This window comes from Gilliamella sp. Imp1-1, from assembly GCF_001690415.1.
Classification (GTDB): domain Bacteria; phylum Pseudomonadota; class Gammaproteobacteria; order Enterobacterales; family Orbaceae; genus Gilliamella; species Gilliamella bombi.
Map to the genome: position 1 here is coordinate 13870 of NZ_LZHK01000097.1, position 25423 is coordinate 39292.

General features: G+C 37.3%; 42 protein-coding genes. 4 read left to right on the forward strand and 38 right to left on the reverse strand.

What is annotated here, in order from left to right; translation table 11 throughout:
- The first annotated feature begins 15 nt into the window (after nucleotides 1–15).
- The gene (locus A9G38_RS08390; RefSeq protein ID WP_034911129.1) at nucleotides 16–219 is read left to right on the forward strand and encodes a SlyX family protein; all 204 of its coding nucleotides are present in this window, start codon (nucleotides 16–18) and stop codon (nucleotides 217–219) included.
- 172 nt (nucleotides 220–391) lie between these two features.
- Here the strand turns inward: A9G38_RS08390 and rplQ are convergent, their stop codons facing one another.
- From rplQ to iscR, 35 genes are all read right to left on the reverse strand, one after another.
- The gene (gene rplQ / locus A9G38_RS08395; RefSeq protein WP_034911131.1) at nucleotides 392–778 is read right to left on the reverse strand and encodes a 50S ribosomal protein L17; all 387 of its coding nucleotides are present in this window, start codon (nucleotides 776–778) and stop codon (nucleotides 392–394) included.
- Nucleotides 779–807: 29 nt separating this feature from the next.
- Nucleotides 808–1797: a DNA-directed RNA polymerase subunit alpha gene (locus A9G38_RS08400; RefSeq protein WP_034911133.1), complete on the reverse strand. Its 990-nt coding sequence runs from the start codon at nucleotides 1795–1797 to the stop codon at nucleotides 808–810.
- 25 nt (nucleotides 1798–1822) lie between these two features.
- Nucleotides 1823–2443 (reverse strand): 30S ribosomal protein S4, encoded by a 621-nt coding sequence (rpsD, locus tag A9G38_RS08405; RefSeq protein WP_034911134.1) that lies wholly within the window; start codon nucleotides 2441–2443, stop codon nucleotides 1823–1825.
- Between the two features lie 41 nt (nucleotides 2444–2484).
- Complete coding sequence (gene rpsK, locus A9G38_RS08410; RefSeq protein ID WP_025314405.1) at nucleotides 2485–2874, reverse strand: 30S ribosomal protein S11; 390 nt, start codon at nucleotides 2872–2874, stop codon at nucleotides 2485–2487.
- 15 nt (nucleotides 2875–2889) lie between these two features.
- Entirely contained in the window at nucleotides 2890–3246 is a 357-nt protein-coding gene (gene rpsM, locus A9G38_RS08415) for a 30S ribosomal protein S13 (protein WP_025314404.1), read from the reverse strand.
- 169 nt (nucleotides 3247–3415) lie between these two features.
- On the reverse strand, nucleotides 3416–3529 hold the full coding sequence (gene rpmJ / locus A9G38_RS08420) for a 50S ribosomal protein L36 (protein ID WP_025314403.1): 114 nt from the start codon (nucleotides 3527–3529) through the stop codon (nucleotides 3416–3418).
- 26 nt (nucleotides 3530–3555) lie between these two features.
- Nucleotides 3556–4896, reverse strand: coding sequence for a preprotein translocase subunit SecY (gene secY, locus A9G38_RS08425; protein ID WP_034911137.1), 1341 nt, complete (start codon nucleotides 4894–4896; stop codon nucleotides 3556–3558).
- An 8-nt stretch (nucleotides 4897–4904) separates the two neighbouring features.
- Nucleotides 4905–5339, reverse strand: a complete 435-nt coding sequence (gene rplO, locus A9G38_RS08430) for a 50S ribosomal protein L15 (protein WP_034911140.1) — start codon at nucleotides 5337–5339, stop codon at nucleotides 4905–4907.
- A 5-nt stretch (nucleotides 5340–5344) separates the two neighbouring features.
- Nucleotides 5345–5524: a 50S ribosomal protein L30 gene (gene rpmD / locus A9G38_RS08435; RefSeq protein WP_025314400.1), complete on the reverse strand. Its 180-nt coding sequence runs from the start codon at nucleotides 5522–5524 to the stop codon at nucleotides 5345–5347.
- Between the two features lie 6 nt (nucleotides 5525–5530).
- Complete coding sequence (gene rpsE, locus A9G38_RS08440; protein ID WP_034911141.1) at nucleotides 5531–6031, reverse strand: 30S ribosomal protein S5; 501 nt, start codon at nucleotides 6029–6031, stop codon at nucleotides 5531–5533.
- 14 nt (nucleotides 6032–6045) lie between these two features.
- Nucleotides 6046–6399, reverse strand: coding sequence for a 50S ribosomal protein L18 (gene rplR / locus A9G38_RS08445; RefSeq protein WP_025314398.1), 354 nt, complete (start codon nucleotides 6397–6399; stop codon nucleotides 6046–6048).
- A 9-nt stretch (nucleotides 6400–6408) separates the two neighbouring features.
- The gene (rplF, locus tag A9G38_RS08450) at nucleotides 6409–6942 is read right to left on the reverse strand and encodes a 50S ribosomal protein L6 (RefSeq protein WP_034911144.1); all 534 of its coding nucleotides are present in this window, start codon (nucleotides 6940–6942) and stop codon (nucleotides 6409–6411) included.
- A gap of 11 nt (nucleotides 6943–6953) precedes the next feature.
- Complete coding sequence (rpsH, locus tag A9G38_RS08455) at nucleotides 6954–7346, reverse strand: 30S ribosomal protein S8 (protein ID WP_034911147.1); 393 nt, start codon at nucleotides 7344–7346, stop codon at nucleotides 6954–6956.
- Between the two features lie 17 nt (nucleotides 7347–7363).
- Nucleotides 7364–7669, reverse strand: a complete 306-nt coding sequence (rpsN, locus tag A9G38_RS08460; RefSeq protein ID WP_025314395.1) for a 30S ribosomal protein S14 — start codon at nucleotides 7667–7669, stop codon at nucleotides 7364–7366.
- An 11-nt stretch (nucleotides 7670–7680) separates the two neighbouring features.
- Nucleotides 7681–8220: a 50S ribosomal protein L5 gene (gene rplE / locus A9G38_RS08465; RefSeq protein ID WP_025314394.1), complete on the reverse strand. Its 540-nt coding sequence runs from the start codon at nucleotides 8218–8220 to the stop codon at nucleotides 7681–7683.
- A gap of 17 nt (nucleotides 8221–8237) precedes the next feature.
- Entirely contained in the window at nucleotides 8238–8552 is a 315-nt protein-coding gene (gene rplX / locus A9G38_RS08470) for a 50S ribosomal protein L24 (protein WP_034911150.1), read from the reverse strand.
- Nucleotides 8553–8562: 10 nt separating this feature from the next.
- Nucleotides 8563–8934, reverse strand: coding sequence for a 50S ribosomal protein L14 (rplN, locus tag A9G38_RS08475; RefSeq protein WP_025314392.1), 372 nt, complete (start codon nucleotides 8932–8934; stop codon nucleotides 8563–8565).
- Between the two features lie 196 nt (nucleotides 8935–9130).
- Nucleotides 9131–9391, reverse strand: coding sequence for a 30S ribosomal protein S17 (gene rpsQ / locus A9G38_RS08480; protein ID WP_034911151.1), 261 nt, complete (start codon nucleotides 9389–9391; stop codon nucleotides 9131–9133).
- A gap of 1 nt (nucleotide 9392) precedes the next feature.
- Nucleotides 9393–9584, reverse strand: coding sequence for a 50S ribosomal protein L29 (gene rpmC, locus A9G38_RS08485; protein ID WP_034902373.1), 192 nt, complete (start codon nucleotides 9582–9584; stop codon nucleotides 9393–9395).
- Nucleotides 9585–9995, reverse strand: coding sequence for a 50S ribosomal protein L16 (rplP, locus tag A9G38_RS08490; protein ID WP_034911153.1), 411 nt, complete (start codon nucleotides 9993–9995; stop codon nucleotides 9585–9587).
- A gap of 12 nt (nucleotides 9996–10007) precedes the next feature.
- Nucleotides 10008–10745, reverse strand: coding sequence for a 30S ribosomal protein S3 (gene rpsC / locus A9G38_RS08495; protein WP_034911154.1), 738 nt, complete (start codon nucleotides 10743–10745; stop codon nucleotides 10008–10010).
- A 14-nt stretch (nucleotides 10746–10759) separates the two neighbouring features.
- Nucleotides 10760–11092 carry a 50S ribosomal protein L22 gene (gene rplV / locus A9G38_RS08500; RefSeq protein ID WP_034911156.1) on the reverse strand — a complete coding sequence of 111 codons (333 nt, stop codon included), beginning with the start codon at nucleotides 11090–11092 and terminating at the stop codon, nucleotides 10760–10762.
- Between the two features lie 13 nt (nucleotides 11093–11105).
- On the reverse strand, nucleotides 11106–11384 hold the full coding sequence (rpsS, locus tag A9G38_RS08505; RefSeq protein ID WP_024496505.1) for a 30S ribosomal protein S19: 279 nt from the start codon (nucleotides 11382–11384) through the stop codon (nucleotides 11106–11108).
- Between the two features lie 19 nt (nucleotides 11385–11403).
- The gene (gene rplB / locus A9G38_RS08510; RefSeq protein WP_034911158.1) at nucleotides 11404–12228 is read right to left on the reverse strand and encodes a 50S ribosomal protein L2; all 825 of its coding nucleotides are present in this window, start codon (nucleotides 12226–12228) and stop codon (nucleotides 11404–11406) included.
- 18 nt (nucleotides 12229–12246) lie between these two features.
- Nucleotides 12247–12549, reverse strand: coding sequence for a 50S ribosomal protein L23 (gene rplW, locus A9G38_RS08515; RefSeq protein WP_034885052.1), 303 nt, complete (start codon nucleotides 12547–12549; stop codon nucleotides 12247–12249).
- On the reverse strand, nucleotides 12546–13148 hold the full coding sequence (rplD, locus tag A9G38_RS08520) for a 50S ribosomal protein L4 (protein ID WP_034911160.1): 603 nt from the start codon (nucleotides 13146–13148) through the stop codon (nucleotides 12546–12548). Before rplD ends, rplW begins: the two co-directional genes overlap by 4 nt.
- Before the next feature lie 16 nt (nucleotides 13149–13164).
- Nucleotides 13165–13791, reverse strand: coding sequence for a 50S ribosomal protein L3 (gene rplC / locus A9G38_RS08525; protein ID WP_034911162.1), 627 nt, complete (start codon nucleotides 13789–13791; stop codon nucleotides 13165–13167).
- A gap of 31 nt (nucleotides 13792–13822) precedes the next feature.
- Nucleotides 13823–14134, reverse strand: coding sequence for a 30S ribosomal protein S10 (rpsJ, locus tag A9G38_RS08530; RefSeq protein ID WP_006120582.1), 312 nt, complete (start codon nucleotides 14132–14134; stop codon nucleotides 13823–13825).
- A gap of 365 nt (nucleotides 14135–14499) precedes the next feature.
- On the reverse strand, nucleotides 14500–14838 hold the full coding sequence (gene fdx / locus A9G38_RS08535; protein WP_034911164.1) for an ISC system 2Fe-2S type ferredoxin: 339 nt from the start codon (nucleotides 14836–14838) through the stop codon (nucleotides 14500–14502).
- 14 nt (nucleotides 14839–14852) lie between these two features.
- Complete coding sequence (gene hscA / locus A9G38_RS08540; RefSeq protein ID WP_034911167.1) at nucleotides 14853–16712, reverse strand: Fe-S protein assembly chaperone HscA; 1860 nt, start codon at nucleotides 16710–16712, stop codon at nucleotides 14853–14855.
- A 36-nt stretch (nucleotides 16713–16748) separates the two neighbouring features.
- Nucleotides 16749–17267, reverse strand: a complete 519-nt coding sequence (gene hscB, locus A9G38_RS08545) for a Fe-S protein assembly co-chaperone HscB (protein WP_034911168.1) — start codon at nucleotides 17265–17267, stop codon at nucleotides 16749–16751.
- A gap of 15 nt (nucleotides 17268–17282) precedes the next feature.
- Nucleotides 17283–17606: an iron-sulfur cluster assembly protein IscA gene (iscA, locus tag A9G38_RS08550; RefSeq protein ID WP_034911171.1), complete on the reverse strand. Its 324-nt coding sequence runs from the start codon at nucleotides 17604–17606 to the stop codon at nucleotides 17283–17285.
- The gene (iscU, locus tag A9G38_RS08555) at nucleotides 17606–17992 is read right to left on the reverse strand and encodes a Fe-S cluster assembly scaffold IscU (protein WP_034911174.1); all 387 of its coding nucleotides are present in this window, start codon (nucleotides 17990–17992) and stop codon (nucleotides 17606–17608) included. Before iscU ends, iscA begins: the two co-directional genes overlap by 1 nt.
- A 15-nt stretch (nucleotides 17993–18007) precedes the next feature.
- A complete protein-coding gene (locus A9G38_RS08560; RefSeq protein WP_034911175.1) occupies nucleotides 18008–19222 on the reverse strand; it encodes an IscS subfamily cysteine desulfurase in 1215 nt (404 codons plus the stop codon).
- Between the two features lie 38 nt (nucleotides 19223–19260).
- Nucleotides 19261–19716 carry a Fe-S cluster assembly transcriptional regulator IscR gene (iscR, locus tag A9G38_RS08565; protein WP_034911177.1) on the reverse strand — a complete coding sequence of 152 codons (456 nt, stop codon included), beginning with the start codon at nucleotides 19714–19716 and terminating at the stop codon, nucleotides 19261–19263.
- A 162-nt stretch (nucleotides 19717–19878) separates the two neighbouring features.
- Here iscR and sltY point away from each other — a divergent pair, with 162 nt between their 5' ends.
- Together sltY and trpR are read left to right on the forward strand one after the other, a co-directional pair.
- A complete protein-coding gene (sltY, locus tag A9G38_RS08570) occupies nucleotides 19879–21816 on the forward strand; it encodes a murein transglycosylase (RefSeq protein WP_034911180.1) in 1938 nt (645 codons plus the stop codon).
- 11 nt (nucleotides 21817–21827) lie between these two features.
- Nucleotides 21828–22118: a trp operon repressor gene (trpR, locus tag A9G38_RS08575; RefSeq protein ID WP_202961545.1), complete on the forward strand. Its 291-nt coding sequence runs from the start codon at nucleotides 21828–21830 to the stop codon at nucleotides 22116–22118.
- A gap of 46 nt (nucleotides 22119–22164) precedes the next feature.
- Here trpR and robA read toward each other — a convergent pair whose 3' ends face one another.
- The 3 genes from robA to A9G38_RS08590 form a co-directional block, all read right to left on the reverse strand.
- The gene (gene robA, locus A9G38_RS08580) at nucleotides 22165–23082 is read right to left on the reverse strand and encodes an MDR efflux pump AcrAB transcriptional activator RobA (protein WP_034911185.1); all 918 of its coding nucleotides are present in this window, start codon (nucleotides 23080–23082) and stop codon (nucleotides 22165–22167) included.
- A 96-nt stretch (nucleotides 23083–23178) separates the two neighbouring features.
- Nucleotides 23179–23754: a Fe-S biogenesis protein NfuA gene (gene nfuA / locus A9G38_RS08585; RefSeq protein WP_034911203.1), complete on the reverse strand. Its 576-nt coding sequence runs from the start codon at nucleotides 23752–23754 to the stop codon at nucleotides 23179–23181.
- A 114-nt stretch (nucleotides 23755–23868) separates the two neighbouring features.
- On the reverse strand, nucleotides 23869–24519 hold the full coding sequence (locus A9G38_RS08590) for a phosphoribosyltransferase family protein (protein ID WP_051634191.1): 651 nt from the start codon (nucleotides 24517–24519) through the stop codon (nucleotides 23869–23871).
- A 314-nt stretch (nucleotides 24520–24833) separates the two neighbouring features.
- Between A9G38_RS08590 and A9G38_RS08595 the strand changes: the two genes are divergently transcribed.
- On the forward strand, nucleotides 24834–25400 hold the full coding sequence (locus tag A9G38_RS08595; protein ID WP_034911191.1) for a peptidylprolyl isomerase: 567 nt from the start codon (nucleotides 24834–24836) through the stop codon (nucleotides 25398–25400).
- Nucleotides 25401–25423: the final 23 nt, after the last annotated feature.

The window sequence follows — 25423 nt, forward strand, 5'->3', positions numbered from 1 at the left end:
ATATGAATTTATTTTATGAACCAGCAATTAGAATTACTTGAAACCAAAGTAGCTTTTCAAGAAATCACCATCGAAGAACTTAATCAAATGGTAACTAACCTTCAAGCTGATGTTAGCAAATTAAAAGAACAATTAACGTTATTGTCTCAAAAACTACAGGCAACACAACCTTCAAACATTGCTAATTTATCTGAAGAAACACCACCACCTCACTATTAATTGTATTTATGGGATAAATAACTGTCGTTTAACAATTCATCTATTTGTTAATCTTATCTTGATATCTTTTAAATTTAACTAAACTCAAAGAAAGTTAGCAATTTGAGTTTTCAAATATAATAATAAATAAAAAACCGGCATATAGCCGGTTTTAATACACAATGATTTATTATTATTCAGCTGATGCTACTTCTTCCGCTGCAGGACGATCAACTAATTCAATATAAGCCATTGGAGCATTATCTCCATCACGGAAACCACATTTTAAAATACGTACATAACCGCCAGGACGGGTAGCAAAACGTGGACCTAAATCTGAAAATAATTTTTTAACTGTATCTTTATCACGGATACGAGCAAAAGCCAGACGGCGATTAGCTACGCTATCGCTTTTGGCTAGCGTAATTAACGGTTCAACAACACGACGCAACTCTTTTGCTTTAGGCAATGTAGTTTTGATGATTTCATGTTCAACAAGTGAACTTGTCATGTTACGAAACATTGCTTGACGATGGCTGCTATTTCGGTTCAGTTGACGACCACTTTTACGATGGCGCATAACTTTATCCTTCTTATATAAATTTTATCTTAGTCTTCAACAATACTTGCTGGTGGCCAATTCTCAAGACGCATGCCTAAAGATAAACCACGAGATGCGAGCACGTCCTTAATTTCAGTAAGTGATTTCTTACCAAGATTAGGGGTTTTAAGTAACTCAACTTCGGTACGTTGTACTAAATCACCAATATAATGAACTGCTTCTGCCTTTAAGCAATTAGCAGACCGAACAGTTAATTCCAAATCATCTACTGGACGTAAAAGGATTGGATCAAATTCCGGTTTATCTTCTTTAACTTCTGGTTGACGTACATCGCGTAAATCAACAAAAGCTTCAAGTTGTTCAGCCAAAATAGTTGATGCACGACGAATAGATTCTTCTGGATCGATAGTACCATTAGTCTCCATATCGATAACAAGTTTATCTAAATCCGTACGTTGCTCCACACGAGCAGCATCAACAGAATATGCAATGCGCTCTACAGGGCTATAACATGCGTCAACTAACAGACGACCGATTGGTCGTTCTTCATCTTCTGACTTAACGCGAGCAGAAGCAGGGACATAACCACGTCCTCGTTGTACACGAATACGCATACTAATTGAAGCATTGGCATCAGTAAGATGACAAATCACTAAATCAGGATTAACAATTTCAACATCACCATCGTGAGTGATATCAGATGCTGTTACCGCACCTATGCCCGATTTGTTTAAAGTCAGCATAACATCATCTTTCGTATGTACACGTACTGCTAATTTTTTTAAATTAAGCAGAATATCAAGTACATCTTCTTGAACGCCTTCTTTAGTACTGTACTCATGCAGAACACCGTCAATTTCAACTTCGGTTACTGCATATCCCGGCATAGATGATAATAAAATGCGGCGTAGTGCATTACCTAAAGTATGGCCAAAACCACGTTCTAGTGGCTCTAAAGTCACTTTAGCATGTGTTTGGCTGTATTGAACAACATCAACTAGGTGAGGTTTTAAAAACTCTGTTACAGAACCCTGCATTATGTCCTCTCTTAAGTGCTAAACTTTACTTAGAGTAAAGTTCGACGATCAAATGTTCGTTGATATCAGCAGATAAATCTGAACGTTCTGGTAAGCGTTTAAATACACCTTCCATTTTGCTAGCATCAACTTCTAACCATGTTGGTTTTTCACGTTGTTCAGCTAGCTCTAAAGCGGCTTTAATACGTGCTTGTTTTTTTGACTTTTCGCGAACACTAATCACATCTTCAGGTGAAACTTGATAAGATGCAATATTCACAACACGACCATTAACAAGAACAGCTTTATGACTAACTAATTGACGAGCTTCAGCACGAGTTGCGCCAAATCCCATGCGATAAACAACGTTATCTAAGCGACGTTCTAAAAGACCAAGTAGGTTTTCACCAGTATTGCCTTTAATTCGAGCTGCGCTTTTGTAGTAATTACGGAATTGACGTTCTAAAATTCCATAAATACGTCTAACTTTTTGTTTTTCACGTAACTGAACACCATAATCTGATAAACGCGGTTTACGCGCACCATGTTGTCCAGGAGCTTGTTCTAATTTACATTTACTATCAATCGCTCGGACGCCAGATTTAAGGAATAAATCTGTACCTTCACGGCGACTTAATTTGAGTTTTGGTCCCAAATATCTTGCCATTTTATTTCTCCAATAATCCTAAACATTCAATGTTTAAAAAATTAAACACGACGTTTCTTTGGTGGACGACAACCGTTATGAGGAATCGGAGTAACATCAGTAATGTTAGTGATGCGATAACCCGCTGCATTTAACGCGCGAATTGTTGACTCACGACCAGGACCAGGTCCTTTAACCATAACTTCCAGATTCTTAATTCCGTAATCTTTGACGGCTTCAGCACAACGTTCTGCGGCCACTTGAGCTGCAAAAGGTGTTGATTTACGAGAGCCACGGAAACCAGAACCACCAGCGGTTGCCCAACCTAACGCATTACCTTGACGATCGGTAATAGTTACGATTGTATTGTTGAATGATGCATGAATATGAGCTATACCATCAGAAACTTGCTTTTTTACACGTTTACGTGTACGAACAGGTGTCTTTGCCATTTAATTATACCTCAATTATTTCTTGATTGGCTTACGCGGTCCCTTGCGGGTACGAGCGTTAGTCTTTGTGCGTTGACCGCGAACAGGAAGTCCACGACGGTGACGCATGCCACGATAACAACCAAGGTCTAATAAACGCTTGATACTCATAGTTACTTCACGACGTAAATCACCTTCAACGGTGAATTTAGCAACTTGTTCACGTAACTTTTCAATCTGATCTTCAGATAGTTCTCTGATCTTAACATGTTCAGGAATACCAGCTTCAGCACAAATTGTCTTAGCACGAGTATTTCCAATACCATAAATTGCTTGTAAAGCAATTACAGCATGTTGTTGATCAGGAATGTTAATGCCTGCTATACGGGCCACTATGCACTCCTTTATTGTTAATGTTTAGCAAATTCACCATACTGAAAAGCCCGTTTTCAGGATACTCAAACAGTGAATTTACAAATAAATCTAGGCTGGCTATTCTAGCCAGCTTTACTATACTTTGGCAAGAAAAATATGCAAAAGCTCAACTTGACGGCTAAATAAATTAACCTTGACGTTGTTTGTGTTTACCTTCAACGCAAATAACACGAACAATTCCATTGCGTTTAATGATTTTACAATTTCTGCATAATTTCTTGACTGAAGCACGAACTTTCATTTTTTTCTCCGTAACTTCTGGCTAACTTATCGGCCATAGCCTTTAAGATTCGCTTTCTTTAACACTGACTCATAACGATTTGGCATCATTAAAGTCTGTACTTGTGCCATAAAATCCATGATTACAACAACAACAATTAATAACGATGTCCCACCAAATTGAACTGGAACCTTCATTGCGCTTGTCATAAACATTGGAACCAAACATACAAAAGTAATGTAGATTGCGCCAATTAGCGTTAAACGAGTCATTACCTTGTCAATATACTTAGATGTTTGTTCACCTGGACGGATACCTGGAATAAATGCACCAGATTTTTTTAGCTGATCTGCTGTTTCTCTTGGGTTAAAAACCAATGCTGTATAGAAGAAACAAAAGAAGATAATCGCCACCGCAAAAAAGATTATGTATAACGGTTGATCATGATTGAAGTATTGACCGATAAGTACAATAAAATATCTCCATCCTTCACCATCTCCTTGGAACCAAGAAGCCATCATTGATGGTAACATAGCAATTGTCGAGGCAAATATCGCTGGAATAACTCCTGCCATATTAATCTTTAATGGTAAGTGTGTGCTTTGTGCTGCGTAAACACGACGACCTTGTTGTCGTTGCGCATAGTTAACAACAATTCGACGCTGACCACGTTCAACAAATACAACAAAATAAGTTACACCAACCACTAATGCAGCAACAACCAATAATAAAATCGGATGCAATGAACCAGAGCGAGCTTGTTCAATTGTTTCATAAATAGCATGAGGAAGACTTGCCACAATACCAGCAAAGATAATGATAGAAATACCATTACCTACACCTCGTTCGGTGATTTGTTCGCCCAACCACATAAGAAACATAGTGCCAGTAACTAAGCTAACCGATGCAATAAAATAGAAAGAAAATCCTGGATTAATTACAACATGTTCATAACCAGGAATATTTGGTAAACCAGTTGAAATACCAACAGCCTGTACTATTGCTAAAGCAAGTGTGCCATAACGAGTGTACTGACTAATTTTTTTACGACCTGATTCACCTTCTTTCTTCAATTCTGCTAACTTAGGGCTAATTGCCGTTAATAACTGCACGATAATTGATGCGGAAATATAAGGCATTATCCCTAATGCAAAAATTGAAGCACGGCTTAAAGCACCACCAGAGAACATATTGAACATACCAACAATACCATTTGACGATGCTTGTGTTAGTAGGTCCGATAACGCCTTAGTATCAATACCAGGAACCGGAATATAAGAACCAAGACGAAAAACAATAAGCGCTAAAAGCACAAACATCAAGCGTCTTTTAAGCTCACCACTACCGCCTCGTGTACTTTGAAAATCTAATCCTGGTTGCTTTGCCATCTTTCTAATTATTCCTCAATTTTTCCGCCAGCAGCTTCAATTGCAGCTTTAGCACCTTTAGTTACTCGAATACCGCGAATAGTTACTGGTTTGGTTACTTCTCCAGATAACATGATTTTTGCATATTCGATATGTGAATTAATCACATTTGCAACTTTTAAGCTATTTAGGTCAACAATATCGCCTTCGACTTTCATTAAATCTGAAAGGCGAACTTGAGCTGTAACTTTAGCTTTACGTGAGGTAAAACCAAATTTTGGTAAACGACGATATAAAGGCATTTGACCACCTTCAAAGCCGCGACGAACGCCACCACCTGAACGAGATTTTTGACCTTTAATACCACGAGTACCAGTTTTACCTAATCCTGAACCGATTCCTCGACCCAGACGTTTTGGTGCATGCTTTGAACCTTCAGCAGGAGATAAAGTATTTAAACGCATTACTATTACTCCTCTACTTTAACCATGTAATAAACTTGGTTTACCATACCACGAATTGCAGGAGTATCCTCACGCTCAACAGTATGACCAATACGACGTAATCCTAGACCTACTAATGTCGCTTTATGCTTAGGCAGACGACCTATAGAACTACGAGTTTGTGTAATTTTAATTGTTTTTGCCATGGTTAATTACCCCAAAATTTCTTCGACGGTTTTACCACGTTTAGCAGCAACCATTTCTGGTGATTTCATACTTTCTAAGCCATCAATAGTTGCACGAACCACATTAATTGGGTTAGTAGAACCATATGCTTTAGCTAGAACGTTACGAACTCCAGCAACTTCTAAAACTGCACGCATCGCACCACCGGCGATAATACCTGTACCTTCTGATGCTGGTTGCATATAAACACGAGAGCCTGTGTGAGCACCTTTAACAGGATGCTGTAAAGTATCGTTATTTAAAGCAACATTAATCATATTGCGACGTGCTTTTTCCATTGCTTTTTGGATTGCTGCTGGCACTTCACGTGCTTTACCATATCCAAAACCTACGCGGCCATTACCGTCACCAACAACTGTTAGTGCAGAAAAACTAAAAATACGACCACCTTTTACGGTTTTAGAAACTCGGTTAACTGCGATTAGTTTTTCCTGCAGTTCACCAGCTTGTTTTTCGATGTTTGACATCTTTAACTCCTACCTTAGAACTGTAGGCCAGCTTCGCGAGCAGCATCTGCTAGCGCCTGAACTCGACCATGATATTGGAAACCTGAACGATCAAATGAAACTTCTTTGATATCTTTTGCTAACGCACGTTCAGCAATTGCTTTACCAACTGCTGCTGCAGCGTCTTTGTTTCCTGTGTATTTTAAACTTTCACTGATAGCTTTCTCTAATGTAGAAGCGGCTGCCAGTACTTCTGATCCGTTTGGTGCGATAATCTGCGCATAAATATGACGCGGAGTGCGGTGAACTACCAAGCGAGTTGCAAGTAGTTCATGCATCTTGCGACGCGCTTTAGTTGCACGACGGATACGAGCTGATTTCTTATCCATAGTGTTACCTTACTTTTTCTTAGCTTCTTTAGTACGCACAACTTCATCTGCGTAACGAACACCTTTACCTTTATAAGGTTCAGGACGACGATAAGCACGGATATCAGCAGCTACTTGCCCAATTAACTGTTTATCAGTACTTTTTAATACGATTTCAGTTTGAGATGGACATTCAGCTGTTACACCTGCAGGTAATTGATGTTCAATTGGATGTGAATATCCAAGAGATAAACTAATTGTATTACCTTTCACTTGTGCACGATAACCGACACCAACTAGCTGAAGTTTTTTAGTAAAACCTTCAGTAACACCAATAACCATTGAATTAATCAAAGCACGCGCAGTTCCAGCTTGAGCCCAAGCATCTGCAAAACCATCACGAGGAGCAAATTTAATTTGTCCTTCTTCTTGATTAATCACAACAGCATTATTTATTGTGCGAGATAATTCGCCATTTTTACCTTTAATCGTAATTACCTGACCATTGAGTTTTACCTCTACGCCAGCAGGAACAACGACAGGTGCTTTTGCAACACGAGACATTCTTTTCTCCCTTACGCTACGTAGCAGATAATTTCACCACCAAGACCTGCTTGGCGTGCTGCACGATCAGTCATAACACCTTTAGAAGTAGAAACAACTGCGATACCTAATCCTGCCATAACTTTCGGCAATTCATCTTTACGTTTATAAATACGTAAACCTGGACGGCTAACACGTTTGATACTTTCCACAACAGCTTTACCTTGGAAATATTTTAAAGTAATTTCCAGTTCTGGCTTAGTGTCACCAACAACTTTAAAGTCCCCAATATAACCTTCTTCTTTTAGCACATTGGCAATTGCCACTTTTAGCTTAGAGGAAGGCATGGTGACTGCAACTTTATTCGCAGATTGACCATTACGAATACGGGTCAACATATCTGCTATAGGATCTTGCATGCTCATCTATAACACTCCCCTGATTACCAACTTGCCTTTTTAAGACCAGGAATCTCACCACGCATGGCTGACTCACGAACCTTAATACGGCTTAAACCAAACTTACGAAGGACGCCATGAGGACGACCAGTTTGACGACAACGACGACGTTGACGTGATGGACTAGAATCACGAGGAAGCGTTTGCAATTTAAGCACTGCATTCCAACGATCTTCATCTGATGCATTAAGATCAGAGATAATCGCTTTTAATTCTTGACGCTTTGCAAAATATTTCTCTGCTAGCTTTACGCGTTTCTTATCGCGTTCAATCATTGATTGTTTAGCCATTATGCCCTACCTTACTTACGAAATGGGAAGTTAAAGGCAGATAATAAAGCTCGGCCTTCTTCATCTGATTGTGCAGTAGTGGTGATAGTAATATCTAAACCACGAACACGATCAACTTTGTCATAATCGATTTCAGGGAAAACGATTTGCTCACGAACACCCATGCTATAGTTACCACGACCATCAAAAGATTTTGCACTTAAACCGCGAAAATCTCGAGTACGAGGAAGGGCAATATAAACTAGACGCTCAAAAAATTCCCACATACGTTCGCCACGTAAAGTGACTTTACAACCAATAGGATACCCTTGACGGATTTTAAAACCAGCAACTGATTTGCGTGCTTTAGTGACTAGTGGTTTTTGACCACTGATTGCAGCTAAATCTGCAACAGCATTATCTAATAATTTCTTATCAGTAATTGCTTCACCCACACCCATATTCAAGGTGATCTTTTCGATCCGAGGGACTTGCATGACAGATTTGTAGCCAAACTGTTCTTGCAGTTTATTTACTACCTGTGCTTTGTAGTAATCATGCAGTTTCGCCATCGTACACTCCAAATTACTTAATTGATTAATTCATTAGTAGACTTATAAAAACGGACTTTTTTACCGTCTTCAATACGAAAGCCTACGCGATCTGCTTTGCCAGTAGATGGATTAAAAATTGCTACATTAGAAACATTGATAGCTGCTTCTTTTTCAACAATTCCACCTTCTTGATTTAATGCTGGTACTGGTTTTTGATGTTTTTTCACCAAATTGATACCTTCAACAATCACTTTACCTGTGGACAAAACACTCTTAACTTTACCGCGTTTACCTTTATCTTTGCCAGTTAACACGATAACTTCATCTTCTCGACGGATTTTCGCTGCCATTACCCGCTCCTTACAGTACTTCTGGTGCTAATGAAATGATCTTCATAAACTTCTCAGAGCGAAGTTCACGAGTGACCGGTCCAAAAATACGCGTACCAATCGGTTGCTCACTGTTATTATTTAAAATAACACAAGCGTTACGATCGAAACGAATGACAGATCCATCAGGGCGACGAACACCTTTTCTAGTGCGCACAACAACAGCTTTAAGTACATCACCTTTTTTAACTTTACCACGCGGAATTGCTTCTTTAATGGTAACTTTGATGATATCGCCTACTGCTGCATAACGACGGTGCGATCCACCGAGAACCTTGATACACATTACGCTACGTGCGCCAGAGTTATCGGCAACATCTAGCCTAGTCTGTTCTTGGATCATTTTAATGCTCCGTATAAATTAATTATTGTCTAATCTACCTTCATCCACCTCAACTACCATGGATAAGAATAGACAACCAAAAACCCACTTACGTGAGGATGCATAGTATAACACCACTCAAATAAAATGGATAGCATAAAATAAACGGCCGTTCAGCCGTTTATTATATTATGTACAGTTTTCAATCAAAAAAAGATTAAATAACTGCTTTTTCAACGATTCGAACAAGAGTCCAAGATTTGGTTTTTGATAATGGACGACACTCTTTAATCTCTACAGTATCACCAATACCACACTCGTTGTTTTCATCATGTACATGCAATTTAGTCGTACGTTTAATGAACTTACCATATAACGGATGCTTCACTTTACGTTCAATAGCTACAGTAATAGATTTATCCATTTTGTCGCTAATAACACGACCTTGCTGAGTACGAATTTTTACTTCAGTAGTCATATTACGCACCCGCCTTTTCAGTTAATAATGTTTTAACACGTGCAATATTACGACGCACTTGTTTTAACATATGAGTCTGTGTTAACTGACCTCCAGCTAATTGCATACGTAAGTTAAATTGCTCACGTAATAAATTAAGAAGTTCAGTATTTAACTCTTCAACGCTTTTTTCGCGTAGCTCTTTTGCTTTCATTTACATCACCGTCTTAATCACAAAGGTGGTTTTAATTGGCAGTTTTGCAGCTGCCAACGCAAATGCTTCACGAGCAACTTCTTCCGGTACACCGTCCATTTCATAAAGGACTTTACCTGGTTGAATCTGAGCAACCCAGTATTCAACGTTACCCTTACCTTTACCCATACGCACTGCAAGTGGTTTTTCGGTAATTGGTTTATCAGGGAAAACTCGAATCCAGATTTTACCTTGACGCTTAACTGCACGAGTCATTGCACGACGTGCTGCTTCGATCTGGCGCGCAGTCAAACGACCACGACCTACAGCCTTAAGACCGAATGTACCGAAACTAACGTCAGTACTTACAGCAAGACCACGATTGCGGCCCTTGTGCACTTTACGGAATTTTGTACGCTTTGGTTGTAACATCAGCGACGCTCCTTATTGTTTTCGGCCTTTTCGCTGCTTTTTCGGTTGAGCAGCAGGTTGTTTTCCTGCTTGTTCAACGGCAGCCATACCACCAAGGATCTCACCTTTGAAGATCCACACTTTAACACCAATAATACCATAGGTAGTTAATGCTTCAGATAAACCATAGTCAATATCAGCCCGTAATGTATGTAAAGGTACACGACCTTCACGATACCATTCGCTACGAGCAATTTCAGCACCGCCTAAACGACCACTTACTTCGACTTTGATACCTTTAGCACCCGCCTTCATTGCATTTTGAACCGCACGTTTCATAGCTCGACGGAACATAACGCGGCGTTCTAATTGAGAAGTAATGCTATCAGCAACTAATTTAGCATCAAGTTCTGGTTTACGAACTTCAGCAATATTAATTTGTACTGCTACATCACGTTTTTCTCTTTTGTCTTTATATTTATTGACAATAGAAGCTACGGCATTACGTAATTTTTCAACGTCCTCGCCTTTTTTACCTATCACAATACCCGGACGAGCAGTGTGAATAGTAATACGAACGTTAGTTTCTGCTGAACGGTCGATAACAATCTTAGAGATTGACGCTTGAGATAATTCTTTATTTAAGAATTCACGCACTCTAAAATCACTTTCTAAATTATCAGCGAATGTCTTTGTACCCGAATACCATGTAGATGTCCAAGGCTTGACAATGCCTAATCGGATACCATTTGGATTTACTTTTTGACCCATTGCTATTCTCCAGCCTAGCGATCTGAAACGATCACGGTGATGTGACTCGTACGCTTCAAAATTCGATCTGCACGACCTTTCGCACGAGGCATAATACGCTTCATGGTTGGGCCTTCATCTACGAAAATCTTCGTAACTTTTAGATCATCAATATCAGCACCATCGTTATGCTCTGCATTAGCAATAGCAGACTCTAATACTTTTTTAACAAGTACAGCCGCTTTTTTATTGGTGTACGTTAAAATATCTAGTGCCTGAGACACATTCTTACCGCGAACAAGATCTGCAACTAAGCGAACCTTTTGTGCAGAAGAACGAGCGTGGCGGTACTTTGCAATTGTTTCCATCTCTTTCTCCTACTTATTTCTTCTTAGCTTTCTTATCAGCCGCATGGCCGCGATAAGTACGAGTCGGCGCGAATTCACCCAATTTATGACCAACCATTTCGTCGGAAACATAAACTGGAACGTGCTGACGACCATTATGGACAGCGATGGTCAAACCGATCATGTTAGGAAAGATCGTTGAACGACGGGACCAAGTACGAATTGGTTTCTTGTCCCCGCTTTCCACCGCTTTCTCTACCTTCTTCAGCAAGTGTAGGTCAATAAAAGGACCCTTCTTGAGAGAACGTGGCATAGCTAATCCTCTATATTAATTATTTCTTATTGCGACGGCGAACAATATACTTATCAGTACGTTTGTTGCTACGCGTTTTCAATCCTTTGGCTTTTTGACCCCATGGAGACACAGGATGTTTACCAAAGTTACGACCTTCACCACCACCATGTGGATGGTCTACCGGGTTCATTGCTGTACCACGAACAGTAGGACGAACACCACGCCAACGCGTTGCACCCGCTTTACCTAATACGCGAAGCATATGCTCTGAATTACCAACTTCACCAATAGTGGCACGACAATCAGATAATACTTTACGCATTTCACCTGAACGTAGACGTAATGTTACATAAGCACCATCACGCGCAACAATTTGAACATAACTACCAGCAGAGCGAGCAATTTGTCCGCCTTTACCTGGTTTCATTTCAATATTATGCACAGTAGAACCGACTGGGATATTGCGCATTGGTAAACAGTTACCTGTTTTAATTGCTGCATCAACACCAGATTGGATCTGATCACCTGCTTTTAAGCCTTTAGGCGCTAAAATATAACGGCGTTCACCGTCTTTATATAAAACCAATGCAATATTTGCACTACGGTTTGGATCATATTCCAAACGTTCAACAACTGCTGGAATACCATCTTTATTACGCTTAAAGTCAACAATACGATAATGTTGTTTATGACCACCACCAATGTGACGGGTAGTGATACGACCATTATTATTGCGACCACCAGTTTTGCTTTTTGAATCAAGCAACGGTGCATAAGGTTTACCTTTATGCAACTCTGGGTTAACCACTTTAACAACGTGGCGACGACCCGGAGATGTAGGTTTACACTTAACAACTGCCATTGTTCTTACTCCTCCGAATTACTCAGCGACGCCAGCAAGGTCTAAATTTTGACCTTCTGCTAAAGTAACGTAAGCTTTTTTCCAGTCGCTACGGCGACCAATTTGTTGACCACGACGTTTAACTTTACCTTTAACAACAAGTGTATTAACGTCATCTACTTTAACTTCAAATAGTTGTTCAACTGCGGCTTTAATCTCTCTCTTAGTAGCATCTTTAGCAACTTTCAATACTAATGTATTTGTTTTTTCCATTGAAATAGATGCTTTCTCAGAAACATGTGGTGCTCGCAGGACTTTAAGCAGACGCTCTTCACGAATCATGCTAACATCTCCTCTACTTGTTTAACGGCATCAACTGTGATAACCACTTTGTCAAATGCAATCAAACTAACTGGATCAATACCTGCCACATCACGCACATCAACTTTATGCAAGTTACGTGCTGCTAAGAAAAGATTTTCATCAACTTCAGAAGCGATAATAAGAACATCATTAAGATTCATATCGTTTAATTTCTGAGTTAATAATTTAGTCTTAGGTGCTTCAACAGTAAATGTTTCAACCACAACTAAACGTTCTTGACGCACTAATTCAGAGAAAATACTCTTTAATGCACCACGATACATTTTACGGTTAACTTTTTGGCTATGATCTTGTGGTTTTGCTGCAAATGTTACACCACCACTACGCCAGATTGGGCTCTTAATTGAACCTGAACGAGCACGACCGGTACCTTTTTGACGCCATGGTTTTTTACCTGAACCAGCGATTTCTGCACGAGTTTTTTGTGCGCGAGAACCTTGACGAGCAGCAGATGCATAAGCAACAACTACTTGATGAACTAACGCTTCATTAAACTCACGTCCGAAGGTAGTTTCGGAAACAGAAAGCGCTTTCGCGTCTTTTACTACTAATTCCATCTCTATCTCCTCGACGTTAAGCCTTGATTGCCGGTTTAACAATTACGTCACTATTGATTGCGCCAGGAACTGCACCCTTAATTAATAAAAGATTACGTTCAGCATCAACACGTACAATATCTAAGTTTTGAACAGTTACACGTTCATTACCTAGGTGACCTGCCATTTTACGACCTTTAAACACTTTACCTGGAGTTTGGTTTTGACCAATAGAACCATGACCACGGTGTGCCAAAGAGTTACCATGAGTAGCATCTTGAGTACGGAAATTCCAACGTTTAGTAACGCCAGCAAAACCTTTACCTTTAGATGTCCCAGTAACATCAACTTTCTTAACGTCAGCGAAGATATCAACGTTAATACTTTGACCTACAGAAAATTCACCTTCTTCAAAACGGAATTCCCATAGACCACGACCAGCTTCAACGCCAGCCTTAGCGAAATGACCTGCTTCAGGTTTGTTTACACGGCTTGCTTTTTTGCTGCCAGTAGTAACCTGAATAGCTTGATAACCATCATTCTCAAGTGTTTTAACTTGAGTAATGCGGTTGCTTTGAACTTCAACTACGGTGACAGGAATAGAAACACCATCTTCAGTGAAGATACGCGTCATTCCTACTTTACGACCGATTAAACCAATCATTGTTTCGACCTCTCAATCATTCAGCTTAGGACTAACCTAAACTGATCTGCACATCAACACCGGCAGCAAGGTCTAGACGCATTAAAGCATCAACTGTTTTTTCAGTTGGCTCAACAATATCAACTAGACGTTTATGAGTGCGAATCTCGTACTGATCACGCGCATCTTTATTAACGTGTGGGGAAATCAATACAGTGAAACGCTCTTTGCGTGTCGGTAATGGAATAGGACCACGAACTTGCGCACCTGTGCGCTTCGCAGTTTCTACAATTTCAGCAGTTGATTGATCAATCAAACGATGATCAAACGCTTTTAACCGGATACGGATTCTTTGGTTCGACATGAGACCAGAGCTCCATTATTTAAAAGTTATAACAAAAGACTACTCCTCTTACCCTGTTTCGATTGACAGGAGAGTGTAATCCGTTCTTTTTCGTAACCCCCAAATCGGGAGTATTGTTGATATAATTAGCTATTTTTCATAACAATTATATCTTTTTCTCATTTGTTTACATAAAGGCAATAAACAAAGTAGGGCGATTATACTCTGTTAGTTAACTAACGGCAAGAAATAAATACAGATATTTGGGTTTAAAGATGAGAAGCTTTTTCTGGTTATTAATTTACAATTACCAAATTTCAATCAAATAACCAGATTTAATATTATTTTTATATTAACCCATAATGGATAATCATTATGATAACTTACTAATGATCTTCTTTAGCATGATTAAGGCTATATCTTGGGATTTCGACCTCTAAATCTTCATTCGTGACATGAGCTTGACAGCTTAAACGACTATGCGGTTCAACTCCCCAGGCTTTATCTAACATATCATCTTCTTGTTCATTGCTTGCTTCAAGCGAATCAAATCCCTTACGCACAATACAGTGGCATGTTGAACAAGCACATGACATTTCACAAGCATGCTCGATTTCAATATCATTGCGCAATGCCACTTCTAAAATGGATTCGCCTTCTTGGGCATCGACAGTTTTTCCATCTGGACAAAGCTCCGCATTCGGTAAAAAAGTAATTTTTGGCATAATAATCTCGTTAGTTAAATATCATCAACGTTATGGCCAGTTAACGCATGTCGAATTGACCTATCCATCCGCTTAGCTGCAAAATTTTGTGTTACTTTATCAACAATTTTAATTTGTTTTTCAATTGCATAACTGTCATTTGACTCACTTACAGCTTGTAATTGATGCTTAGCAATTAAAATATGGTTTAGTTCACTTTCATCTAATAAGTCAGCATCTTTATCTAAAGCACTTTGCAAGCTTTCAAGCACTCTAGCTGCCTCAACTTTTTGTTCAGCAAGTATTCGAATCTGTTTATCTTGCTGTGCGTAACTGATTGAATCTTGAATCATATCGGCAATTTCATTATCAGTCAGTCCATATGAAGGTTTTACTTGGATAGCAGCTTCAATACCCGTTGATTTTTCCATTGCTGTTACACTTAATAAACCATCAGCATCAACTTGAAAAGTCACCCTAATGTGCGCACCACCAGCAGGCATTGCTGGAATACCTTGCAGAGTAAAACGAGCCAAAGATCGACAATCAGCAACACTTTCACGTTCTCCTTGTAAAACATGAACCATCATCGCAGTTTGACCATCTTTAAAAGTTGTAAACTCTTGAGCTCTTGCACACGGAATTGTACTATTACGTGGAATAATTTTTTCGACCAATTCACCCATGATCTCAATGCCTAACGACAATGGAATCACATCAAGCAATAACATATCTGAATCGGGTTTATTGCCAACCAAAATATCGGCCTGAATAGCTGCACCAATAGCAACTACTTTATCAGGATCGATAGATATCAAGGGAGTAGTTTTAAAATAATTCCCTACTAATTCTCGCACTAATGGCACACGAGTAGAGCCGCCAACCATAACAACTTCAACTACTTCATCCACATTAATCTCAGCATCTTTTAATGCACGGCGACAAACAGCTAAAGTGCGTTTAAGCAATGGCTCAATTAATTGTTGAAATTGCTGGCGAGTAATAGTCAAAGATTGATTATCCAGAGAAAATACAGCTAAATCTTGCTCACTTAATAAAATCTTTATTTCGGTAGCTTGGCTACTGATTTTTTGATTAATATAAGGATCTATATTATTAGATAATCCTAATTTCTCTTTTATATAGTCAGCAAGTAGCCGATCAAAATCATCACCACCAAGAGCTGAGTCACCACTAGTGGCTAGAACCTCAAAAACACCTTTATTTAAGCGTAAAATAGAAATATCAAAAGTACCACCACCTAAATCATAAACAGCGATTATACCTTCCTTCCCTGAATCTAAACCGTACGCAATCGCAGCGGCTGTAGGTTCATTAAGTAGGCGCAATACATGCAAACCAGCTAATTTGGCAGCATCTTTTGTTGCTTGCCGCTGTGCATCATCAAAATAAGCTGGCACAGTAATAACCACACCATCAATTTCACCTTGTAAGCTCTCTTTTGCTCGCTCAGCTAACGCTGTCAAAATTTCTGATGAAACTTGTATTGGATTAACTTGTTCATTAGGTAAATTTAATAAAAGAACACCATTTTCAGTTTGTGAAAAAGTATAAGGAAATTGTGATAAATCTATATCAGATAAACTTCGCCCCATTAATCGCTTAATAGAGCTAACTGTATTTTGCGGATCATTCACAGCATTATCTTTGGCATTTTTTCCAATCGTGATAACAAAGTTATCATCATGATCGATGCCATAATACACAACGGATGGCAATAGCGAATTACCTTCTAAATCAGGCAATACCTCTGCTTGTCCACTTCGTACCGTTGCTACTAATGAATTAGTTGTACCAAGATCAATTCCCGCAGCAAGGCGGTGCTGATGTGGTAGTGGAGTTTGTCCTGGTTCGCTGATCTGTAATAATGCCATTTAATCTATCTCTATCGATACGTTACTTATCTTAAATTATAAATCAAATTGCTTTTCTTGTAACTTTTCGATTTGTTCAATCAATCTGGCAAGATAGCGAATTTTATAGATCTGATTAAGTGCTTTTGACCAATCTTGATTAGTAATAAATTGTAATAATTCGTTATAGACTATCTTTTGACGAGCAACAATCTCAGCATAAAAATCATCTAATAATTCAAAATCATCTTTACGTTCGATATCATCAAGTCTTTCACGTAAAACAAATTGCTCCATTAAAAAATTAGTATCATGAATAATACTTTGTTCAGTTGCTACGTCAAAACCTTGTAGAGATAAAAAATACTCAGCGGCTTTAATTGGATTTTTTAACGTATGATAACCATCATTAATGATTGCTGACTTTTGAACAATTGCCACTTTCTCAATATCGTTTACAACAGCAAAATTATCTGGGTGATATTGCTTTTGCAATTGCTGATAATGAGTTGTTAGTTGAGCGATATCCACCGGCAATTGAACTGGCAAACTAAATAGCTCGAAGTAATTAACCATAATTATTGTGTCCGATTACACATTAAAGCTTTCGCCACAACCACATTCGTGCTTCGTATTAGGATTATTAAACTTGAAACCTTCATTTAATCCTTCTTTAACAAAATCAAGTTCAGTTCCATCAATATAAACTAAGCTTTTTTTATCCACGATAACTTTGACATGTTTATCTTCAAAGACACTATCATCATCATTAATCACATCGGCAAACTCTAAAACATAAGCCATACCAGAACAACCCGATGTTTTAACACCTAATCGTAACCCAACCCCCTTTCCGCGATTAGCCAAAAAGGCTTGAATACGATCAGCTGCGCTATTAGTCAATGTGATTGCCATTAACGTTGTCCTTTTTTGGTTTTATAGTCATCAATAGCAGCTTTAATTGCATCTTCCGCTAAAATTGAACAGTGAATTTTAACCGGAGGTAAAGCAAGTTCTTTAGCAATATCCGTATTTTTGATAGCTTCTGCTTCGTCTAATGATTTACCTTTTATCCATTCTGTAACCAAAGAACTTGATGCAATTGCACTACCACAACCATAAGTTTTAAACTTAGCATCTTCAATAATACCGTTGTCATTCACTTTGATTTGTAGACGCATCACATCACCACACGCTGGTGCGCCAACCATACCACTACCAACATTAGGATCATTTTGATCAAACGAACCAACATTACGTGGGTTTTCATAATGATCAACGACTTTTTCACTATATGCCATAATTTACTCCCAATTTTAATGTGCTGACCATTTAATCTTTGTTAAATCAACGCCATCTTTAAACATTTCCCAAAGAGGCGATAAATCCCTTAATTTCCCAATAGATTCTCTGATTAATTTAATGACATAATCAATTTCTTCTTCTGTGGTAAAACGACCAATAGAAAATCGAATTGAACTATGAGCGAGCTCATCATTAAGCCCTAATGCTCGTAATACATAAGACGGCTCTAAACTCGCTGATGTGCATGCAGAACCAGATGAAACAGCTAAATCTTTTAAAGCCATCATCAACGATTCACCTTCAATGTAAGCAAAACTCACATTTAAGATATTTGGCACACTGTGTTCTAAAGAGCCATTTAAATAAACCTCTTCAATGTCTTTTAAACCATCCCATAAACGATTTTTTAAGGATAATAAACGAGGCATTTCAGTAGCCATCTCTTGTTTAGCTATATGATACGCTTCCCCCATACCCACAATTTGATGCACAGGTAAAGTACCAGAGCGCATACCTCGTTCATGACCACCTCCATGCATTTGAGCTTCAATACGAACACGCGGTTTACGCCTTACATAAAGCCCACCAATACCTTTTGGTCCATAAATCTTATGACCAGAAAATGATATTAAATCAACTTTTAAGTTAGCTACATCAATTGGTAATTTACCAACAGACTGGGTTGCATCAACATGAAAAACAATGCCTCTTTCACGGCACATCTCACCAATTTTTTCGATGTCTTGTATTACACCCGTTTCATTGTTAACATGCATAATTGATACAACGGTTGTATCACTACGCATAGCCGTTGCAAGTTTATCAAGATCAAGGATCCCATCGGATTCTGGCGTTAAATAAGTTACTTCATAACCTTCTCGCTCTAGTTGGCGACAAGTATCAAGCACAGCCTTGTGCTCAGTTTTACAAGTAATAATGTGCTTACCTTTGGCTTGATTAAAATGAGCGGCACCTTTAATTGCTAAATTATCAGCTTCAGTTGCCCCTGACGTAAAGACAATTTCGCGTGAATCAGCACCAATAAGATCGGCAATTTGATTACGGGCAATATCAACGGCTTCTTCAGCTTGCCAGCCAAATTTATGGGAACGAGATGCTGGATTACCAAATATACCGTCTGGCGTTAAATACTGCATCATTTTTTCAGCAACTCTAGGATCTACAGGCGTTGTCGCTGCATAATCCATATAAATAGGTAGTTTCATTAATTACTCCCAATGAAAAATTCTGTATTCTATTTTTATTAATTAATTTGAAGGTGTTGTATATTACTTTGTCGGCTAGCAACAGCTTTAACTTCTTTATTATTGACCAATTCACTCAATGTAATGCTAGTTAAAAAGTCCTCAATTCGTTCACTTAAATCATTCCACAGTGTATGGGTTAAACATCTAACACCACCTTGACATCCATCTTGCCCGTGGCATTTTGTCGCATGCACTGTTTCATCGACAGCTTTAACAATTGAACTAATAGCAATTTGATCCATAGAACGACTCAGTATATAACCGCCACCTGGGCCTCTAACACTGCGCACCAAACCATTTTTTCGTAACCGAGCAAACAATTGTTCAAGATAAGAAAGTGAAATTTCTTGACGTTCTGAAATATCAGCTAGTGATACCGGTCCTGAATCTGCATGTAAAGCAACATCAAGCATTGCCGTCACCGCGTATCGCCCTTTTGATGTCAGTTTCATTGAGCATTCCTTTATATGTAAGTATGCATATTGTATATATCCTTTCGGTTTAGTCAAGTATTTAGTTGAGTGTTTTAGTAGGAATTAAACCGCAGTTCATTATCGACGAATCATAGCTTAATATGCTAATCTAATAAACTAAATTAACATAGGAGCTAAAGGATGAAATTAGTATTACGTTATTTTTTGATAATTAACCTATTGTTCACAGGTAACATTTATGCAGATAGTTCTCAAAAAGGTCGAGAAAATTATCAAAAATGGCTTAACTCCTATCAATCACTTAACTTTGAAGAACAGCGAACATTACTCTCTACCATAAAAGATTATCCATTATATCCTTATGCTGCTGTACAGTTTTTTCAGAGTAATATTAAAATCGTTTCACCACAAATGGTAAGCGATTTTATTAATCAATATAATGATTTTCCGCTAACAGCTTCATTAACACAATCTTATTTAAGCGAATTAAGCAATCGTCAAGATTGGAATTCAATCGTTTCGTTCCCAAAAGATAACTCCACACTTTCTAATTGTCGTTATCAATATGCATTACTACAACAAGGAAATAAGGAGGTTGCTTTTAGCTCTGTTGAATCTCTTTGGATGACAGGCAAAGAACTTCCTTCTGCATGCGATCCATTACTTGACGCTTGGGCTCAAGCAGGTAGACGGACAGCTAATTTAATACTATTACGTATCGAACTTGCTATTGATGCAAATAATTTAAAATTAGCCAAACACCTAGCTAATTTACTTGATGACAACTACAAAACAACAAAAATCAATTTACTAGCTGTTCTTAATAATCCTAAAAAATTAGAAGATTTTTCAAACAATATTAAAGCTAGCTCTTTCACTAAAAAAGTTGTCTTATCATCATTTCCTCGCTTAGTAAAAGCTGATATGAATTTAGCTGTAGCATTATTACCAAAATTAGTTAAACAGCAAACTTTAAGTAAAGCAGAACAGGTAGCATTACAAAATAGTTTAGCTAACAGCTACTTTAAAAATTCTGCAACAGATGAACAAATTAAATGGCGTGATAGCTATATTGCAAAATATCACGATACAACATTAGTTGAAAAACGTATCCGCCTTGCAATCGATAGCTATAACTTCACAGACATCGGTTATTGGATAGCACAACTATCACCAGAAGATCAATTAAAAGAAGACTGGCAATATTGGCAAGCTAGAGTTTTATTAAATAATAATAAAAAAAGTGAAGCTAACAAAATTTTGCAAACACTCACAACCAAACGTGGGTTTTATGGCATGATAAGTGCACAAACTCTTAATCAACCTTATTCGATCAATAACCAATCACCAAAGATTACACAATCAGAAATATCAACCTTAAAAAGCAAATACGACAATCAACCCTATGTAAAAAGAATTAACGAATTACGTTATTTAGGAATGCTTTCAGAATCAAGCTACGAATGGCGATATATGTTAACTAATCAAAAAAATAAGAATGAATATTTAGCATTATCTCAATATGCCTTACAAAAAGGATGGGGTGATCTTAGCATTCAAGCAACCATTGCTGGCAAACTCTGGGATAACTGGACAGAACGTTTGCCTATTATGTACAAAGATTTATATAACAATGCATTAAAAGATAAAGCTATTGGTTTATCTTATGCTTTAGCTATTTCTCGCCAAGAAAGTGCACTCGATACTACTGTCAAATCACCTGTCGGCGCCAGTGGATTAATGCAATTAATGCCAGCCACAGCTAAAGAAACAGCTAAAAAAGTTAATTCAGTAACTTATATTTCATCTGCACAATTGTTTGATCCTCAAACAAATATACAGTTAGGCACTAGCTATTTAAACACTGCTTATCTACAAAATGATAAAAATCGTATATTATCTTCAGCCGCTTACAATGCTGGCCCAAATAATGTTAAGCGCTGGCTAAAAAAGAGTAACGGAAAACTTGATGCAGTAGCATTTATTGAGAGTATACCATTTACTGAAACACGTAATTACGTCAAAAACGTATTGGTATATGATTATATTTATCAAGTAATCTTAGGGCAAAAAGATGTCAATTTTCTTAGTTCAAATGAATTTAATAAACAATATTAATGGTGATTATAATGAAAACTAACGAATGGCAACAAACAGTTGAATTATTACACCAAGCATTTAACGATGGTTATTCACTAGATATTTTAAAATTACTAATGACTGCCGATGAGCGAGATGCTTTAATTACTCGAGTAAAAATCGTACATTCATTACTTGATGGTTCAATCAATCAACGCCAACTTAAAGAGCAACTAAAAATTGGTATTGCAACTATAACAAGAGGCTCTAATAGCCTAAAAGAAGCAACTCCAGAATTTAAAAAGTGGTTAGAAAAGATTTTATTAAACTCAGATAACTAAATAATTCAGTCAATATCTAATAGCAGATTTTTATATCATATTATAACTATAAACTTGATTGGATATTGACTCCACTATCAGCAACAACTGGCACACAATAAACACACTCCATATGCTTAATATCCTTAAACGATTCAACAGAATCATCGCGAAGATTATGATGAATCTCAATTACACAACTAGAGCAACGTAAACGTACTTTTAATGCTGGCATAGCAGCTAAATGCACTTGTGAAATAAAATCGCCAAACTCATCAGGAGAACCAATATATCTAAAGCAAAGATACAATCCTCCTTCATTAACTATCTGCTCAATATGCTCTAAATTATTATTCTGATCTAAAGCAATTGTATAAAAAAGCTCTTGTTCATTAGCATTATCTTTGCTTTTCAATATACGGCTAAAAGCATAAATTTTATCTGGCAAGTTTTCACATGTATTGCCACAGCGAGATATATAATTATGAAAAAATTGTGATCTTAGTTTATTTTCTTCATCTAATAATTGACTCAAATTGCAATTATTTTTAAAGGTGATACCCCAAAACGTTTTTTGAGGCATATTAACAAATTTTGGCTCAGGCAATGAAAACCGGTTTTTATTAAGCTCAATAGCAGGAGTTAATCCTGTAGGATCCCAAATATCTCCTCGTCGGTAACTTGCTGGGGTTTCATTGAATTGTTTTTTAAAAGAACGAGTAAATGTTTGTTGAGAATCAAAACGATATTGCATCGCAATATCTAAAATAGGCTTACTTGTCATGCGTAAAGCAAGCGCAGCATAAGTTAAACGACGATGTCGAATATAAGTACCAAGAACTTGACCAGTTACCTCTTTAAACATACGTTGTAAATGCCACTTTGAATAACCTGATTTTTGTGCAACATGATCAATAGATAATGGTTGTTCCAAATTTTTTTCAATCCAAACGATAAGATCTGAAATAATACTAACTTGATTCATAAAACCCCATCAGAATGTCAAATGGCAAACGTTATCCGATTATGACTCAATCCTAGCAATAAGCAAGATTTAAATAAAAATTATTTTCTGCCATTATTAGCAAAAAGAATGAGCTCCAGCTTGGTGTTCAGTAATATCTTTTACACCAGCGAGTTCAGGAAACTCTGCCATTAATTGCTTTTCAATACCTTCTTTCAAAGTATAATCGACCATTGAGCAACCATTACACCCCCCACCAAATTGTAAAACAACATAATTATCTTCGGTCAACTCCACTAAACTAACATGGCCACCATGGCTAGCTAATTGCGGATTGACCTGCGCTTGAATTGCGTAATTAACACGCTCAATAAGAGGTGCATCATCAGCTACTTTTTTCATTTTTGAATTTGGTGCTTTTAATGTTAACTGTGAACCTAATTCATCAGTCACATAATCAATGACGGCTTCTTCTAAAAATGGAGCACTAATTTCATCAATATAAACTGAAAAATCAGCATACTGTTCTTCTATATCGCTATCTTCTATAGTATCAGCAGGGCAATACGAAACACCGCATTCCGCACTTGGAGTACCAGGGTTAATAACAAATACTCGAATTTGTGTTCCATCTGATTGATTAGCAAGTAATTTTTTAAAGTGCTGTTGAGCTGATTCAGAAATAGTGATAATAGACATAACCCCTCACTTTAATGTAATTAGGTAATAAACAAACCTAACATCATTTATAATATATTAATAATAGTTGACTAACTTTCTTGGTTATTATAGGGGTTGTTTAAGATTTTACAATACTGTACGGCATAAACAAACAACATAAACACTCGTTGCTCCACAATTTTTTAGTTGCTGACTAATTGCATCAATCGTATTACCTGTTGTAACGATATCATCAATAAGCATTACCGATTTATGTGAAAGATTTTGATGGCATATAAAAAGCTTTTCAACATTAGCGATTCGCTCTGTAAGAGATAGTTTTTTTTGATCTTGTACATTTGACGTTCGAGATAGTAAATAAGGATAAAATTCACAATCTAACCATCTTGCAATAGGTTTTGCCAATAACTCAGCTTGATTAAAACCACGAGACCAATAACGAAAATGATGCAATGGCACACAAGTGACCAAATCGGGCTTAATTAACGCATCAATTTCTCGCCGTTGATACCAAGCCAAAAACATCAATCTTGCCAATGCAGTACTCAATTCAATTTTGTTGTAGAACTTTAGATGATGAATCAATTTTTTTAAAGGATTAACATACTCAGAAACAGCAATAAGTTCATCCCAATAAGGTTTCTTTGCACGACACCGATAACATATATCAGTCGATAAAGAATGTGGTAAACAGCATTGATGGCAGACTTTATTAAATTTAGGTATATTTTGAACACATTGGCTACAAATGCCATGATGAGATAGAAATAAAGGCATATCACACAAAATACATCGCATAAAATTTAACAGTTTTTTTGTAAAAAAGTTTCAGGTTACACTATGTTTCAGTATAAAAACGGTTAGTATAAAAAAGGGAGTTATAAAAAACATTTTTTATAACTCCTTATCTTATTAATGTTTAAAATCAGGTTAACATCAATAAAATAGACCAATCAATTTTTTAATTAAATATAATTAAATCGTTATACGATATACAGCACAAAAAATTATCCGATTTTGCATAATTGTTATTTAAATTAGCTTAATATTCGGTATAATCAGCCAATTCAAACGGAAAGAGGTTTTATTATATGAAAAAAATCAAACTATTAATTTTAACATTACTGCTAACAATTTTTTCAACTGTCGCCTCAGCTATTCCTCAAGTCTTATTACAAACCAGTATGGGCGATATTGAGATTGAACTAGACAGCGAACATGCGCCAATTACCACTAAAAACTTTCTTGATTATGTTAATAGTGGTTTTTATGAAAATTTAACTTTCCACCGTGTAATTCCTGGATTTATGATTCAAGGTGGTGGCGCTGATGATCAACTAAAATTTAAAGAGAATAACTCACCAATTAAAAATGAAGCAGACAATGGTTTAAAAAATGATCGTGGCACCATTGCAATGGCGAGAACAAGTGAAATAAACAGCGCAACCAGTCAATTTTTTATCAACGTAGTAAACAATGATTTCCTTAATTACAAATCTCCAGAACAATATGGTTATGCTGTATTTGGTAAAGTAACTAAAGGGATGGATATAGTTGATAAAATTGTTAGTGTCCCAACTAAACGCGTGGGACCACATCAAAATGTGCCAGTTGAGCCTATTTATATCAAAAAAGCAATTGTTATTAAAAATGATTAAAATTGCACTTTGTTAACAAAAAC